17 protein-coding genes are annotated in these 15,080 nt (G+C 65.3%); 9 read left to right on the forward strand and 8 right to left on the reverse strand.

Features of this window, described 5'->3' with window-relative positions; genetic code table 11:
- Window positions 1–10: 10 nt before the first annotated feature.
- The 4 genes from ftsY to rimO all read left to right on the forward strand — a co-directional run bounded on the left by ftsY (window position 11) and on the right by rimO (window position 4,249).
- The gene (ftsY, locus tag DLM85_RS08255) at window positions 11–988 is read left to right on the forward strand and encodes a signal recognition particle-docking protein FtsY (RefSeq protein ID WP_111477637.1); all 978 of its coding nucleotides are present in this window, start codon (window positions 11–13) and stop codon (window positions 986–988) included.
- Between the two features lie 128 nt (window positions 989–1,116).
- On the forward strand, window positions 1,117–1,452 hold the full coding sequence (locus DLM85_RS08260) for a hypothetical protein (RefSeq protein WP_133256969.1): 336 nt from the start codon (window positions 1,117–1,119) through the stop codon (window positions 1,450–1,452).
- Window positions 1,453–1,543: 91 nt separating this feature from the next.
- Window positions 1,544–2,689, forward strand: coding sequence for an acyltransferase family protein (locus tag DLM85_RS08265; RefSeq protein WP_111477639.1), 1,146 nt, complete (start codon window positions 1,544–1,546; stop codon window positions 2,687–2,689).
- 246 nt (window positions 2,690–2,935) lie between these two features.
- Window positions 2,936–4,249, forward strand: a complete 1,314-nt coding sequence (rimO, locus tag DLM85_RS08270; protein WP_111477640.1) for a 30S ribosomal protein S12 methylthiotransferase RimO — start codon at window positions 2,936–2,938, stop codon at window positions 4,247–4,249.
- A gap of 4 nt (window positions 4,250–4,253) precedes the next feature.
- Here rimO and DLM85_RS08275 read toward each other — a convergent pair whose 3' ends face one another.
- Together DLM85_RS08275 and DLM85_RS08280 are read right to left on the reverse strand one after the other, a co-directional pair.
- On the reverse strand, window positions 4,254–5,435 hold the full coding sequence (locus DLM85_RS08275; RefSeq protein WP_165822062.1) for an acyltransferase family protein: 1,182 nt from the start codon (window positions 5,433–5,435) through the stop codon (window positions 4,254–4,256).
- Window positions 5,436–5,625: 190 nt separating this feature from the next.
- Complete coding sequence (locus DLM85_RS08280) at window positions 5,626–5,832, reverse strand: hypothetical protein (protein ID WP_111477642.1); 207 nt, start codon at window positions 5,830–5,832, stop codon at window positions 5,626–5,628.
- A gap of 163 nt (window positions 5,833–5,995) precedes the next feature.
- Here DLM85_RS08280 and bshC point away from each other — a divergent pair, with 163 nt between their 5' ends.
- Genes bshC through DLM85_RS08295 form a run of 3 tightly spaced genes read left to right on the forward strand, consistent with a single transcriptional unit; the run spans window position 5,996 to window position 8,774 of the window.
- Window positions 5,996–7,576 carry a bacillithiol biosynthesis cysteine-adding enzyme BshC gene (bshC, locus tag DLM85_RS08285; RefSeq protein WP_111477643.1) on the forward strand — a complete coding sequence of 527 codons (1,581 nt, stop codon included), beginning with the start codon at window positions 5,996–5,998 and terminating at the stop codon, window positions 7,574–7,576.
- Window positions 7,577–7,629: 53 nt separating this feature from the next.
- Window positions 7,630–8,220 (forward strand): 5-formyltetrahydrofolate cyclo-ligase, encoded by a 591-nt coding sequence (locus DLM85_RS08290; RefSeq protein ID WP_243635901.1) that lies wholly within the window; start codon window positions 7,630–7,632, stop codon window positions 8,218–8,220.
- Window positions 8,221–8,276: 56 nt separating this feature from the next.
- The gene (locus tag DLM85_RS08295; RefSeq protein ID WP_111477644.1) at window positions 8,277–8,774 is read left to right on the forward strand and encodes an ExbD/TolR family protein; all 498 of its coding nucleotides are present in this window, start codon (window positions 8,277–8,279) and stop codon (window positions 8,772–8,774) included.
- A 103-nt stretch (window positions 8,775–8,877) separates the two neighbouring features.
- Here DLM85_RS08295 and DLM85_RS08300 read toward each other — a convergent pair whose 3' ends face one another.
- The 5 genes from DLM85_RS08300 to mnmC2 form a co-directional block, all read right to left on the reverse strand.
- Window positions 8,878–9,426: a GDYXXLXY domain-containing protein gene (locus DLM85_RS08300; protein WP_165822063.1), complete on the reverse strand. Its 549-nt coding sequence runs from the start codon at window positions 9,424–9,426 to the stop codon at window positions 8,878–8,880.
- 5 nt (window positions 9,427–9,431) lie between these two features.
- Entirely contained in the window at window positions 9,432–10,658 is a 1,227-nt protein-coding gene (locus DLM85_RS08305) for a DUF2157 domain-containing protein (protein ID WP_111477646.1), read from the reverse strand.
- Window positions 10,659–10,707: 49 nt separating this feature from the next.
- Window positions 10,708–11,253, reverse strand: coding sequence for a hypothetical protein (locus tag DLM85_RS08310; RefSeq protein WP_111477647.1), 546 nt, complete (start codon window positions 11,251–11,253; stop codon window positions 10,708–10,710).
- Window positions 11,254–11,321: 68 nt separating this feature from the next.
- The gene (locus DLM85_RS08315) at window positions 11,322–11,570 is read right to left on the reverse strand and encodes a hypothetical protein (protein ID WP_111477648.1); all 249 of its coding nucleotides are present in this window, start codon (window positions 11,568–11,570) and stop codon (window positions 11,322–11,324) included.
- A 27-nt stretch (window positions 11,571–11,597) separates the two neighbouring features.
- Window positions 11,598–12,278, reverse strand: a complete 681-nt coding sequence (gene mnmC2 / locus DLM85_RS08320; protein ID WP_111477649.1) for a tRNA (5-methylaminomethyl-2-thiouridine)(34)-methyltransferase MnmC2 — start codon at window positions 12,276–12,278, stop codon at window positions 11,598–11,600.
- A 225-nt stretch (window positions 12,279–12,503) separates the two neighbouring features.
- Here mnmC2 and DLM85_RS08325 point away from each other — a divergent pair, with 225 nt between their 5' ends.
- The gene (locus DLM85_RS08325) at window positions 12,504–12,938 is read left to right on the forward strand and encodes a thioesterase family protein (RefSeq protein ID WP_111477650.1); all 435 of its coding nucleotides are present in this window, start codon (window positions 12,504–12,506) and stop codon (window positions 12,936–12,938) included.
- A 236-nt stretch (window positions 12,939–13,174) separates the two neighbouring features.
- Window positions 13,175–14,248 carry a dual-specificity RNA methyltransferase RlmN gene (gene rlmN, locus DLM85_RS08330; protein WP_111477651.1) on the forward strand — a complete coding sequence of 358 codons (1,074 nt, stop codon included), beginning with the start codon at window positions 13,175–13,177 and terminating at the stop codon, window positions 14,246–14,248.
- An 80-nt stretch (window positions 14,249–14,328) separates the two neighbouring features.
- Here rlmN and DLM85_RS08335 read toward each other — a convergent pair whose 3' ends face one another.
- The gene (locus tag DLM85_RS08335) at window positions 14,329–15,033 is read right to left on the reverse strand and encodes a hypothetical protein (RefSeq protein WP_111477652.1); all 705 of its coding nucleotides are present in this window, start codon (window positions 15,031–15,033) and stop codon (window positions 14,329–14,331) included.
- Window positions 15,034–15,080 lie beyond the last annotated feature (47 nt).

The raw sequence follows: 15,080 nt of genomic DNA on the forward strand, positions 1-15,080 counted from the left end.
CACCAGATACATGGGCCTGTTCGATTTTTTTAAGAAGGACAAGGAAAACCAGGAGCAGCGCGAATCCCTGGACAAGGGGCTGGAAAAAACCAAAACCAGCTTTTTCGACCAGCTCAGCAAAGCCGTGGTGGGCAAGAGTACCGTCGACGAGGAAGTGCTCGACGAGCTGGAAACCGTACTCGTGCACGCCGACGTGGGCATCGACACCACGGTGAAGGTTATTGACCGCATCGAGAAGCGCGTGGCCCGCGACAAGTACGTGGGCACCTCGGAGCTGGACCGCATTCTGCGCGAGGAAATTGCCGAGCTGCTGCAAAAGAACGACTCCGGCTCAACGGCCGTGCTCGAGCGCAGCGACCGGGCCAACGGGCTGCCCTTCGTGATTATGGTGGTGGGCGTCAACGGCGTGGGCAAAACCACGACCATCGGCAAGCTGGCCCACCGCTTCCACTCCGCCGGCAAGAAAGTGGTGCTTGGCGCGGCCGACACCTTCCGCGCCGCCGCCGTCGACCAGCTCATCATCTGGGGCAACCGGGTGGGCGTGCCCGTCATTTCGCACGGCATGAACACCGACCCGGCCTCCGTGGCCTACGACGCGGTGCAGAAGGGCGTGGAAATGCAGGCCGACGTGGTCATCATCGACACCGCGGGGCGCCTGCACAACAAGGTGAACCTGATGAACGAGCTGAGCAAGATCAAGCGCGTGATGCAGAAGGTGATTCCCGACGCGCCGCACGAGGTGCTGCTGGTGCTCGACGGCAGCACCGGGCAGAACGCTTTCCTGCAGGCCAAGGAATTCACCAAAGCCACCGAGGTGACGGCCCTGGCCATTACCAAGCTCGACGGCACGGCCAAGGGCGGCGTGGTCATCGGCATTTCCGACCAGCTGAACGTGCCGGTGCGCTACATCGGCGTGGGCGAGAAAATGACCGACCTGCAGCTGTTCGACCGCCGCACCTTCGTCGATTCGCTGTTTTCCAAGAAGTAAGGCCCGTGGCTGGACGCTATTTGATGAGAGCGGTGCGGGTTATTCCGTTGGTGCTGGGGGTGGCGCTGGCGGGGTGTGGCAAGAAGCAGGAGGTGCAACCGGCTCCCGCTCCGCCGGCCCCCAGTACGATGGAGGTAACCATCAACGGCCAGCTCAAGCAATGGACGCCAACCAAGTACGAAACCTGGAGCCCCGGCGAAAAAACGCTGGCCGTGACCGGTGCTGATGCCGATGGGCGGACCGCTGTAACGCTGAGCTACCGGCAAGGCCCGTACGTGACGGGGTGGGGCGAATTACAGCTTTATCAGGTGGAGGCGAAAGTGAACGGGCAGGTGGTGCCCGTAACCCTGGCCAGCCATACCATCAGCTACGATGCCGCCAGCAAGCGGCTCCGGGGCCGCTTTGCTACCGGGGCGCAAAGCACGCTGCGCATCGAGAACGGTTCCTTCGACCTGCAGCAGTAAGGCCCCGGGCTCACCCGATTATGCGAGTGCGCCGGGCAAATTATCTGACTATCTAGCCAACGGCTGCGCCACCGGGCGCATCTGCTAGGTTATGGAAGTCGTTTACAAAGCGCCGGCCCCGGTTGTGGTGCCGCCCGCCCGCCTCGATGCGTTTCTGAGCCAGAAGCTGCGGTTCTGGTCGCTGGTAGCCATGCTGCTGCTGGTGTACGTGCACGCCTACAACCTGCACAGCCGCTACCTGCAGCCCTTCACGCCGGTCGACGAGCCGCTGGCGGTGGGTACCTTTCTGCAGTACTTTCTGGCCAACGGGCTGCTGCGCTTCCGCATCCCGATTCTGTTTGCCATTTCGGGCTACCTCTTCGCCCACCACGACGCGGGCACGCCGCACCGGGAGCGGGTGAAGCGGCGGCTGCGCACCTTGCTGCTGCCCTACCTGCTCTGGAGCCTGCTCGGGCTGGTCTTCACCTGGGCGCTGGAGCAGCACCCCTACACCCGGCAGCTGGTGCAGCAGGCGGCACTGAGCATCTTCGGGCCGGATAACCCCTTTGTCAGCGGCTACTCGCCGGGGCAGCTGCTGCTGCGCTGGCTGCTGGCGCCGGTGCCCTTTCAGCTCTGGTTTCTGCGCAGCCTGCTGGTGCTGAACCTGGCCTACCCGGCCCTGCGCTGGGTGCTAAGCCGCGCCGCGGGCGCCTACTTCGCCGTAGCGGCGCTGCTGTGGCTGCTGGATATCAACGTGCTGCTGATCGAAGGCACCGGGCTGCTGTTTTTCGGGCTGGGCGTGTGGCTGCGGCGCCGCGACCAAGAAGTGCTGCTGCAGCCGCGCTGGTTTCGGCTGCTGCCGTTCGCGGTGCTCTGGCTGGGCCTTGTCGGGCTGAAAACCTGGCTGGCTTTTCACTACGCGCACCCGCCGTTTATTCCGATGACGCTGCTGCACCGCGCCGCCGAGCTGCTGGGCGTGCTGGTCATGTGGTTTGGCTCGAACGCGGCGGTGCGGGCCTCCATGCGCCGGCCCTGGTTTGTCTGGCTGACGGGCTTCTCGTTTATGATTTACGCCCTGCACGTGCCGCTGGTCAACTACGCCACCGAAGCCGTGCTGGGCCGCTGGCCCGAGCAGCAGATGCTCACGTTTCTGCTGCTGCCGCTGGCGGTGGTGGCCCTGGCGGTATTGCTAGGGGCCGGGCTGCGCCGCGTGGCCCCGGCCGCGTACGGGGTGCTGACGGGCGGCCGCGGGCTGTAGCGCGACCTTCCCGTTCGCGTATCGTTGAACGCCAATCGTTCGGACATCAGCAACGATACGCGAACGGGAAGGTCGCGCTACGGGCAAAGGAACGTTCACAGTAGGAAAAGGCGTTGCCGGGTTCGTACCTTTGCCCTCCGATTTTCGCCGGTGGCGAAAACGCGGCAATTTGTTCAGAACTAGGTGCTTCCCGGCGGGCGGTGCCGCTCAACGATACGCGAAGTGAAGCTTCGCGCCACAGGCAGAATGAAAGTAAAAGGCAATCGGGCCAACAAGGTCAACGTCATCACCCTGGGCTGCTCCAAGAACCTGGTGGACTCGGAAGTGCTGATGGGCCAGCTGCGCGGCAACGGCTACGACGTAACCCACGAATCGACCAAAGATGAATCGGGCATCGTCATCATCAACACCTGCGGCTTTATCGACAACGCCAAGCAGGAAAGCATCGACACCATCCTGCAGTACGCCGACGCCAAGGAAGCCGGCAAGGTGGACAAGGTGTACGTGACGGGCTGCCTCTCGCAGCGCTACAAGGACCAGCTGGAAGTGGAAATTCCGCAGGTCGACGCCTACTTCGGGACCCTGGAGCTGCCCCAGCTGCTCAAGACCCTGAACGCCGACTACAAGCACGAGCTGGTGGGCGAGCGGCTGCTCACCACGCCCAAGCATTACGCCTACTTCAAGATTGCCGAGGGTTGCAACCGCCCCTGCTCGTTCTGCGCCATCCCGCTGATGCGCGGCAAGCACGTGGATAAGACGATGGATGACCTCGTCACCGAGGCCACCAAGCTGGCCCGCCTGGGCACCAAGGAGCTGATTCTTATTGCCCAGGACCTGACCTACTACGGCCTGGAGAAATACGGGGAGCGGAAGCTGGCCGAGCTGGTGCGCCGCATTTCGGACGTGAACGGCATCGACTGGATCCGGCTGCAGTACGCCTACCCCTCGCAGTTCCCGATGGAAGTGCTGGACGTGATGCAGGAGCGCGAAAACGTGTGCAAGTACCTCGACATGCCCCTGCAGCACATCAGCGACAACATGCTGAAAACGATGCGCCGCGGTATCTCGAAGCGCCGCACGGTGGAGCTGGTCGACCAGATCCGGCAGCGCATGCCCGACATTGCCCTGCGCACCACCCTCATTGCCGGCCACCCCGGCGAGACGGAGCAGGACTTTCAGGAGCTGTACGACTTCGTGGAGAAGACCAAGTTTGAGCGCCTGGGCATCTTCACTTACTCGCACGAGGAAAACACCCACGCCTTCTCGCTGGAAGACAACGTGCCCGCCGAGGTGAAGCAGGAGCGCGCCGACGCCATCATGGAGCTGCAGCAGGGCATTTCGATGGAGCTGAACGAGCAGAAAGTGGGCAACACCTACAAAGTGCTGTTCGACCGGAAGGAAAGCGGCTACTGGGTGGGCCGCACCCAGTACGACTCGCCCGAAGTGGACAACGAAGTGCTGGTGCCCGCCACCGAGCAGTACGTGCGCCTCGGCGACTTTGCCCAGGTGAAGATTACCGAAGCCTCCGACTTCGACCTGTACGGCGAAGTGATAAAATAAGCCTTTAGCCGTTGACCACAGCTTTGCGCGCCTCCTTGGTGCGGGGGCTGCCGACACCCGGCGCCGCAAGGCGCCGGGTTTTCAGCTTCAGGAAGGGCCGCTCCAGGTACTCGTAGCTCAGCCAGGCCAGGCCCGCGCTCAGCGGCAAACTCACCAGCGTGAGCCCCACCACCGTGGGCAACTGCGTGGGCAGGCCGAACTGCCTGATGGTTTCGCTCACCACCATGAGCACGATGGGGTGCAGGCAGTAGAAGCCGTAAGTATACGTGCCCCAGTACGTGAGCCAGCGGCTGCGCCCGAGCTTGAACGGGGAGTGCGCGGCGTAATTCTGCTCCAGCACGATGAAGGCGAAAAACGCCGCCCGTAGCAGTCGTTCCACGGCCACGTTCAGCGGGTGCGGGCCGAGCACGTACTGGGCGGCCAGCAGCACCAGCAAGCCGAGGTAGACCGCGGGCACGGCCCAGCGCGGCCAGCGCCCCAGCCAGGCCCGCAGACCGGCGTAGCGGAAGCTGGCCCAGCCGGCCAGGCTGCCCACGGCCAGGTCGCCGGCCACCGAGAGGGTGTGCGCGTAGAGCCGGGCCTCGTCGGTGGGGTGGGTGTAGCGAAACCACAGCGAGAGGCCGATGATGAGCAGGCAGGCGCCGGGCCGCCACCAGCGAAACAGCACCATCAGCAGCACCGGCCACACCAGGTAGAACTGCTCCTCCACCGATACCGACCAGAGCACGGCCAGGTTGAAGGCGGCGGGAATGGCGTTGCCGTGGCGAAATCCGTCGAAGTTGGCCAGAAACAGGGCGAACATGCCCGGGTCGGCCGTTTCGTGCCAGGGCTGCTGCGTCAGGTGCATGTACCAGGGTACCAGTACGAAACCGAAGCCCATGCAGACGAAATACAGCGGCCAGATGCGCAGCGCGCGCCGCCAATAAAACGCCCCGATGCTCACGCGGCCGCGCGCAGCCTCTTCCTGCAGCAGCAGGTAGGTAATCAGAAAGCCCGACAACACGAAAAACAGGCTCACGCCCTGGGCGCCCAGGCTCAGCAGGCGCAGCCCGTAGCGAAACACGGGCGCGTCGTGGGGCGTCCAGAGGTAGGCGTAGATGAACAGCGAGTGAAACAGAAATACGCCCAGGCAAGCCACGGTGCGCAGGCCATCGAGGTGAGAGAAGTACGTAGCGCGTGGTTTCATAGCAGCAGGGCAGGAATAAATATGCTCATTTTTTGCCACAAAATGTAACAATTGCAATAAAACATATAACATTAAATATATTTAATGTCTGCCCGGCCTATCCAAAAAAGAAGCCACCGCAACGCACCCGGAAGGGTGGCAGCGGTGGCATAAATCGAAGCCGGGCGCTCGGCGGCGGCCGGGGCCGGGCTTAGTGGTGCGAGAGGTTGCGGCGGTGTACGCCGCTGGTCCAGTACTGCCACATTCCGATGACGGGCAGGTAGGTCACGGTATTGAACCAGCGCCGCCGTTCCCAGCGGCCGGGAAATTCACCGCTGCGAATGTGCCAGATGGTGAACAGCCAGGGCAACAGCCCGAGCAGGGTCAACCAGACCCAGGGAAGCGTGAAGAGGTGCATAAATGGGTGGAGGCAAGCGGTGAAGGGTGGTTAAGCAATATACAGAATTACCACGGTGCAAAAAAGACGCAGCCGGCGAAATAAGGTTACGTCTGAACATTCGGGGCGGGGTGCGGTTTTTTTGCGAACGTTGCAGCCCGCACCGTTTCCCCAAGGTTCCCCCATGCCCGTGCACTGTCTGCCCTACGCCGCCACCGGCGCGTTCAGCTCCTTCCTTTCCGATTACCTCCAGCAGGAGCCCCGGCTTCAGCCGTTTTACCACCGCTTCCCCACGCTGGCGGCCTTTCGGGAGCAGATGCAGGAGAAACAGGCACAATATCCCGCCGCCACCCGCGCCCGCCTGACGGCCGCCCTGCAGCGCCAGTACGAAACCCTGCCCGAAGTACACCCGGCCGTGCAGCAGAACCTCGCGCTGCTGGCCCGGGACACGACGTTTACCGTCACCACCGGCCACCAGCTCAACGTGCTCACCGGCCCGCTCTACTTTATCTACAAGATTGCCACCGTCATTAAGCTCTGCCGGCAGCTCAAAGCCGAGTACCCGCAGCACGACTTCGTGCCGGTATACTGGCTGGCGTCGGAAGACCACGACTTCGCCGAAATCAACCACCTGCACCTCTTCGGCCGCAAGCTGGAGTGGCAGACCGAAGGCACCGGCGGCCCCGTGGGCCGGCTGCGGCTCGATGGCCTGGCCGAGCAGGTGCTCAGCCAGCTGCCCCCCGAGGTACCCGCCGCCTTTCGCGAGGCCTACGAGCAAAGCCAGACCCTGGCCGAAGCCATGCGCCGCCTCGTGCACACCCTGTTCGGCGAGTACGGCCTGGTGAGCGTGGAGCCCGACGACGCCGCGCTCAAGCCCGTGCTGGCCCCGGTGCTGGCCGAGGAGCTGCGCCGCCAGCCCGCCTACCAGGCCGTGCAGGCCGCCGACGCGGCCCTGGAGGCCGCCGGCTACAAGCCCCAGGTATACACGCGCCCGCTCAACCTGTTTTACCTCACCGATGCCGGGCCGCGCGAGCGGCTGGAGCTGGAAGACGGCCAGGTGGTGGTGCGCAACACCGACCTGCGCTGGCCGGTGGAGGAGGCCGTGCGCCACGCCGAGGACCACCCCGAGCACTTCAGCCCCAACGTGGTGCTGCGCCCGCTCTACCAGGAGCTGCTGCTGCCCAACCTTTGCTACGTGGGCGGCGGGGCCGAAGTGAACTACTGGCTGCAGCTCAAGGGCGTGTTCGACCACTACCAGGTGCCCATGCCGCTGGTGCTGCTGCGCAACTCGGCCCTGTACGTGGGCCGCACCCACCTGGGCAAGCTGCGCAAGCTGGGCCTGAGCCCCGACGACTTGTTCCGGCCGCTGCCCGAGCTGAAAAAGCAGGTGGCCGCCGCCGTGGGGCAGGAGGAAGTGAGCCTGGCCGAGCAGCAGCGGCAGCTGGCCGAGGCCTTTGCCGCCGTGTCGGCCCTGGCCCAGCGCCTGGACCCGACGCTGGTGAAAACCGTGGCGGCCGAGCAGCAGAAGGCGACGGGCATCGTGGCCGGGCTGGAAAAGCGCCTGAGCAAGGCCGCCGAAACCAAGCACGAAACGGCCTACAACCAGCTCAGCGGGCTTAAGGAAAAGCTGTTTCCGGCCGGCAGCCTGCAGGAGCGCCACGACAACGTGCTCAGCATCCTGACCAACAACCCCGGCTTCATCGCGCAGCTCATCGACGCCTTCGACCCGCTGGCGCTGCAGTTCACCGTCATCGAAGAGGAATAACGGGCGCCGCCCGCGTTGGCCGCCTCGTCGTTATCCGTTCTTATCGTTCTTCCGTGGTCCTGAAAGCCGACCTGCGCCGCCTGATGCTGGCCCGCCGCCGGGCCCTGCCGCCGGCCGCGCTGGCTGCCCGCAGCGCGCAGGTGGCCGCCCGGCTGTTCAGTAGCTTCGAGGTGGCCGCGTGGCGCGCGGTGCACGTGTTTCTGCCCCTGCAGCGGCGGCAGGAGCTGGATACTTGGCCCCTCATCCGGCAGCTGTGGGCCCAGCAGCCCGGCACCCGGGTGGCCGTGCCGGTGGTGGAAGCCGACGGCACCCTCACGCACCGCCTGCTGACGCCCGACACGCCGCTGGTGGAAAGCGCCTGGGGCATTCCGGAGCCGATGGCGGCGCCGCGGATGGAGCCGGCCGAGCTGGATGTGGTGCTGCTGCCGCTGCTGGCTTTCGACGAGCAGGGCCAGCGCGTGGGCTACGGCAAGGGCTTTTACGACCGGTTTCTGCTGGAATGCCCGCAGGCCCGGCGCATCGGGCTGAGCCTGGAGCCGCCGGTGCCGCGCATCGACGACGTGTGGCCCGGCGACGTGCCCCTGCACGCCTGCGTGACGCCCGAGCGGGTGTGGCACTTCGGCCCGCCGGCGGGCGGGCAATAAGCGGGAAGGCGGGGCCGTTCAGCGGGTAGGTATTCACCCCAAACCCGCTATCCGTCATGGCCGAAATCCAAGCCGCCGCCCAGCCCCGCAGTGCCAAGCCCCGCGCCAAAAAGCACGCCTTTCGCCTCGACATGACGCCGATGGTGGACCTGGCCTTTCTGCTGCTGACCTTTTTCATGCTCACCACCACGTTCAGTAAGCCCAACGTGATGCAGCTGACCATGCCCGCGAAAGGCCCCGAAACGGGCGTGCCCGCCCGCAACGCCCTGACCCTGCTGCTCGACAAAAACGGCCAGGTACACTACTTCCTCGGCCTGAACGACCCCGCCGCGCAGCCCGCGCTGCGCACCACCAGTTTCGCCGCCGACGGCCTGCGCCGGGTGCTGCTGGAGCAGCGCCGCAGCAACCCGAACCTGCTGGTACTCATCAAAACCACGCCCGAGGCCACCTACCGCGACATGGTCGACGCCCTCGACGAAATGACCATCACCGGCCAGAACAAGTACGCTGTGGTCGACACGGCTCCGGCCGATCTGGCGCTGCTGCACCGTTAGCAGCTGATAACAGCCAGCGGCGCCCGGCTTTCAGGATTGAGAGCCGGGCGCCGTTGTGTGAGGGGACGTGTTAATGCGCCGGAGTTCTTGCCAGACAAGCCGCTCAGCGCGCGGTGTCGGCCGGCAGCTTTTCCAGGCCGGTGATGCGCGACTGGCCCCAGGGCGCGATGCTGATGCGCACCAGCAGCGGCTGCCGCTGCAGGCCCAGGCCGGTGTTTTCGGGCACGTAGTAGCGCTCCAGGCCGTAGCGCAGCTGCAGGCCCTGCCGCCACACATTGCCGATCCAGCCGCGCAGCACCACGTGGCCCGCGGGCAGGGCGGCGGGCGCGGCCGGGTACACGGCCACGGCGCGGTGGTAGCCGGCCGCGGTGGGCTGCAGTTGCACGTACACCGGCCGGCGCCGGCGGGGCTCCTCCTCGCCGCGCCACAGGCGCCGCGGCACCTGGCTGATGTCGTAATTCAGGCTCACGTAGTCGCCGCGCAGCAGGTCGCGCGGGTCGACGGGGGAGGTGCGCAGCGCCACGGTGCGCCCGTAGTGGCTGACGGCGTAGCCCGCCGCGGCCACCAGCAGCACAAACAGCACCTGCGCGGCCACCAGCCGCAGCAGCCAGCGGCGCCGACGTTCGGGCACGGGCGAAAAAAGCGGTAGCATGACCATCAGGGAAGCGACGTGGGCGGCTGGTCGGTGGGCGGCAGGGTGCGGGCCTGCCGGCGCAGGTACCAGCTCAGGCCGAGCAGCAAGAGCCCGCCGAGCAGGAAAAACAACGACTTGTTCAGGAAGTCCCAGGTCAGCTTGAAGTACGCCACCATGGTGGTCAGCACGAAGAGCACGGTGCCGAGGTTGACGCGCTCGGGCGCCTGCTCGCGGAAGCCCCGGTAGAGCACCGAGCCGGAGTAGGCGTAGAGCACCACCAGCGCCGCCACGGCCAGCGGCAGCCCGCCGGGAAAGTAGTAGCCGGGCAGCAGCAGCAGCCAGTCGGTGGTGCTGCCGAGGCGGCCGCGGGCGCGCTTGCCGGCCACCGAAATCAGCAGCACCAGCAGCAGCGCCCCCAGAAATCCTACGAACTGCGGCCGGAGCCGGTCGGTGTAGCTGCCGGCCTCGCCGAACATGGCCAGCCCGAGCATGAACAGGAACGCGGCCACCAGCGGCGGGGCCTGCCAGGTGCGGGCCGCCGGCCGGTCCGGCTGCCAGTCACCGACGGCGTACACCAGCATGGTCGGCACGAAAAACCAGGTGATTTTCAGGTGCAGGTGCTCGATCAGCAGGGCCGATTGCCACAGCAGCCCGGTGGCCAGCACCGCCCCGCAGAAGCCGTCGGGGCGGCGCCACCAGTAGTAGCCCAGTCCGCCGGCCGTCAGCAGGGCGGTGGCGTAGCTGTAGGTGCTCAGGCTGCCCACGCTGTAGCCCTGCGCCATGGCCCCGATAAACACGGTGAGCAGCAGCAGCGTGCGGCTCTGGTACACGTAAGTCAGCGCCACGCCGGCCACCACCCAGGCCAGCAGCCCGGTCACGTCGTAGCCCACGAGCTGGTAAAGCTGGCTGGTGAGCACGATGCTGGCCCCGAACAGCAGCAAGCCCAGGCTGGCCAGCCCCACGCCCAGCCCGCGGTGCCCGCCGGCCAGGAAATACTCGCTGCCGGCATAGGCGCCCACCAGCGCGCCGATGAGCAGGCCCAGCCGCAAAACTTCGGGCAGGTCCTGCCAGTTGGCGGCCACCACGCTCAGCGCGCTCAGGCCCACCAGCACCGAGCCCAGAATCGGCAGCAGCCCGATGGCGCGGGGCTGCTCGGGGTACAGCGCCCGCAGCTGCTGCAGCTGCGCGGGGCTGATGATGCCGCGCTCCACCCAGCCGGGCCCTTCGGTATCGAGGAAGTGTTGACTCATAATGCGGCTTCAACTTACGCGGAACCGCGGAAACAGACCGGGTCGATTGTTATTCTTCGACGTGCCCGCGGCCGTTAGCCCACGCTGTTCGTGCCCGGCAGCGCTGGTCGGAGCGCCGGTTGTGGCCGAGCCAGGGACTGCGCCGGTCGGTGGAAAAGCACACCGCATCTTCCATGATGGGTGAGCCCGGGCGAATCATCAGGCCGTTAAGCGGACAGGTATCGTAGCCGCAGCTGTGCTTGGAGTACGTGCCGAAGTTGCGGTGCCGGAGGCGCTTATCGGCCAGCAGGCGCTGCTGCGCCTGGCTGATTTGCTTCCAAAACGCCCGTTCGTCGGCCACGGTCAGCTCCTGGCCCAGGGTGCAAAGGCGGAAATACGTGCGCGGGTCCTTCAGCTGCAGAAACGCGTAGAACTTCGGAAATACGTCGATGGCGGCATCCCGCAGGCGCTGGCGCTGCGCCAGGTCCAGCTTGTCGTTTTCGAGCAGGCTGCGAAACAGGCCCAGTGAGTTGAAATCGGTGTAGCGCCGGTAGTTGGCCAGCAGGTGCCGGTACTCGGCCTCGGTGAGTTGGTTGAGAAGACGGTTGAGCTTCATGGCAAACGAAAGCGGCCGGTGCCGGGCTGCAGAAGTGCCCGGCACCGGCCGTCAACGGATAATCAGAATTAGCGGGCCACGGGCTGCAGCTCGGCTACCAGTTGCTCGGCCACCCACTGGTCCAGGTTGCGGTACCAGTCGAGGTGGGGCGACCAGCCGGCGCAGCTCAGGCACTGCGTGTCGTGCCAGCGGTGCAGGCAGCGCGGGCAGGTGCCGCCGGTGTCGAACGTGTTCCAGGAATGGCCGCAGGTGCATTGCCAGCGCGACCCGGCCTGGGGCTGCCAGTCGCATTTGGGGCAGGCTATTTCCACTTCCATCGCGCGCTACGGGGTCTTCGACGGGTTTTAGCGTTTCCAGGCCCGGGTCATTTCGCGCTTGCCGGCCGGGCCGGGCAGGCTTTCCACCTGCCAGCCGGCGGCTTTCAGGCTGCGCTTGAAGGAGCCCTTGGCGCAGTAGCTCACCAGGCAGCCGCCGGGGGCTGCGGCGGCGTAGAGCTGCTGAAACACCTCGTCGGTCCACATATCGGGCTGCTTTTCGGGCGCGAAGGCGTCGAAATAGATAACCTGGTAGGTGTCTTCGGCCAGGGGCAGATCCTGCAGGGCGCCTTCCAGCTTGAGCAGGGCAAACTGCGCGGTCAGGGCCTCGGGCGTTTCCCAGCTGGCCTCGTGCAGCAATTCATAGCACTCCAGCAGCTCGGGGTTGAGGATGTAGCGCTCGGCGCCGAGCTTGCGGATAACCGCCGCCGACAGCGGATGCTTCTCGATGGTGTCGTAGAAAATGGGGGCCTTGGCGGTGAGGCTGCGCTGCAGCGTGAGCAGCGCGTTCAGGCCGGTACCGAAGCCGATTTCCAGCACCCACACCGGGGCCGGGCCGGTGGCCGTGGCCAGCACCGGTTCCAGCCCGGCTTGCAGGTACACGTGCAGCGCCTCCTGCACGGCGCCGTGCGTGGAGTGGTAATGCTCGTCGAGCGCGGGCACGTACAGCGTATTGGAGCCGTCGGCCGTGGGGCGTACTTCTACAATCATTAGGGGAACGGTGAAGAAGAAGGGAACAGAGGGGAGAATGAACCGGTGGGGAGCCGGGCGGCGGGGTAAGATACGGGCAAAACGTTCGTTCACCAATTCGGCATGCCGATATTTGCCTCCCCCGAAAAACTTGTCTTTCAACGTGCTGCCTCGCCCGGCGGCGCGGCCTTAATCGTATCTGCGGCCCGGTAAGTTTCACCGCCGGCGCGCTTTTTTTGCCGGCTCATGGCCCGAATCAAACTTGTCCTGCCCCAGTCCTTTTCCGTGGCCGTGGAACTGCCCGTGCGCATCACCGACCTGAACTACGGCAACCACCTCGGCAACGACGCCCTGGTGAGCCTGCTGCACGAGGCCCGGGTGCAGTTTCTGCGCCACGTGCAGCTGGCGGAGCTGGACCCCGCCACCGGCCAGGGCCTGATCATGGCCGATCTGGCCGTCGAGTACAGAGGGGAGGGTTTCTACGGCGACGTGCTGCGCGTGCAGATGGCTGCTACCGAACTGCACAAGTACGGCTTCGACGTGGTGTACCAGGTGCAGACCACCGCCGGCCGCGACATTGCCCGCGCCAAAACCGGCATGCTCTGCTTCGACTATACCACCCGCAAGCTGCGGAGCCTGCCCGCCGAGGTGGCCACCCGCCTGACGGGGCAAGGTGAATGAGTGATTTAGAAGAACGTCATGCTGAGCCTGTCGAAGCATCTCTACCGCTTCGTCAGATAGTGTTCAACGAAGCGGTAGAGATGCTTCGACAGGCTCAGCATGACGGCAACTACTCGGATTCAACCCGCAAGACATCCTGCGGGGCTCGACATGACGTTCTGAGTCAATGGATTCATACAGCACAATGACCACCCGCGCCGGGAACCTAAGCGGCGGCTAGTTTGTACCTTTGTGCCATGATTACGCTGCCCATCGTCACCCGACGCGACATCCGCAAACTCTCGCTCGACGAGCTGAAAGCTTTCTTCGTTGAGCACGGCGAAAAGCCCTTCCGCGCCAAACAGGTGATGGAGTGGCTCTGGCGCAACGTAGCCACCTCGTTCAGCGAGATGAACAACATCTCGCTGAGCACCCGCGAGCTGCTCGAAGCCCACTTTTCTATCAACGCGGTGCAGATCCACACCCAGCAGCAAAGCTCGGACGGCACCATCAAGTACGCCTTCCGCCTGCACGACGGGCACCTCGTCGAGGGCGTGCTCATCCCCAAGGATGAGCGCATGACGGCCTGCATTTCCTCGCAGGTGGGCTGCTCGCTCACCTGTAAGTTCTGCGCCACCGGCTACATGGAGCGCAAGCGCAACCTCGACACGGCCGAAATCTTCGACCAGGTGGCCATTATCGCCCAGCAGGCGCAGGAGCACTTCGGCACCCCGCTCACCAATATCGTGTACATGGGCATGGGCGAGCCGCTGCTGAACTACGCCAACGTGCTCAAGAGCGTGGAGCGCATCACCGATAACAAGGAGGGGCTGGGCATGGCTGCCCGCCGCCTCACCGTGAGCACCGCCGGCATCTCCAAGATGATCAAGAAGCTGGCCGACGACGGCTTCAAGGCCAACCTGGCGCTGAGCCTGCACGCGCCCACCGACGAGAAGCGCAACACCATCATGCCCATCAACGAGTCGAACTCGCTGCCGGTGCTGAAGGAGGCCCTGCAGCACTACCACCAGGTGACGGGCCGCATGGTGACCTACGAGTACATCGTGTTCGACAACTTCAACGACTCGATCGAGGATGCCAAGGCGCTGCTGGAAATCACGAAGTGGATTCCCTGCAAGGTGAATTTGATCGAGTACAACCCCATTGCGCCGGCCGCCTTCCTCAATGCTCAGGAAGACCGCCTCGTGCCCTTTATGAAGTACCTGGCCGACCGCGGCGTGCAGGTAAACGTGCGCCGCTCGCGCGGCAAGGACATCGACGCAGCCTGCGGGCAGCTGGCCACCAAGGAGGGCCAGCCCCAGCCGGCGTAGGGCAGCCCCGGCACCGAAACGCGCAACGGCCCGCCGAGCAGCATTTGCTCGGCGGGCCGTTGCGCGTGTGGACCAAGGAATTAATTGGTGCCGAAGGCGGCGACCAGCGCCGTGCACTGACTTGTGGTCAGCTTGCCCACTTTGGCCCCCATCGTTTGCAGCCGCTCCGAATCCAGGAAGATTTCGGGGCCGTACTGGGCGCTGATTTCCTTGGCGTGGGCCTTGGTGACGCGCTGCATCGCCTGCTGAATCAGCTGCAGGCGCTGGTCTACCGACTGGCCTGCCAGGGGTTGCTTGGCGGTAACTGCGGTGAGGTCGGCGCAAACGCCCTGCGCCAGCTTCTCCAGCAGGGGCCGTTCGGCCTCCGTAACGGTCAGATCAAGGGTCGCTACCGTCTCGGCCGGGCGGCCGGCCAGCCGCGTAAACAGTACCAGCGCCACGGGGCAATCGGTCATCAGCTTGACGCCCACCCGCTGGCCCAGCGCCTGCATGGCGAGCTGCGAATCGGCGCCGCCGGTCTGCATCAGCTGCTCCACCTCGGCCGGATGCCGCATGGCCGTCTGCATCATCGACTGCTGCAGCGTGCTGCGGGCCTCTTCCTGGCTGAGCCGGGCGAAGGGCTTGGCGGCGTTCAGCTTCTCGAAATCCTGGCAGATTTCGGTGCTGAGCTGGCTTTCCAGCTGCGCGGTGGACGAAGCGGCCGCCGGGGCGGGTGTGGCTTTGGTTTGGCCGAGGGCGGCCAGCGGCAGCAGGGCAGCGGCCACCAGGAAAAACGTGCGGGTCATGCCGGAGGGATATAGCCCAAAGGTACGCCGCCCCGGCCGATTGGGGC

It is taken from the genome of Hymenobacter edaphi (assembly GCF_003258365.1).
Taxonomy (GTDB): domain Bacteria; phylum Bacteroidota; class Bacteroidia; order Cytophagales; family Hymenobacteraceae; genus Solirubrum; species Solirubrum edaphi.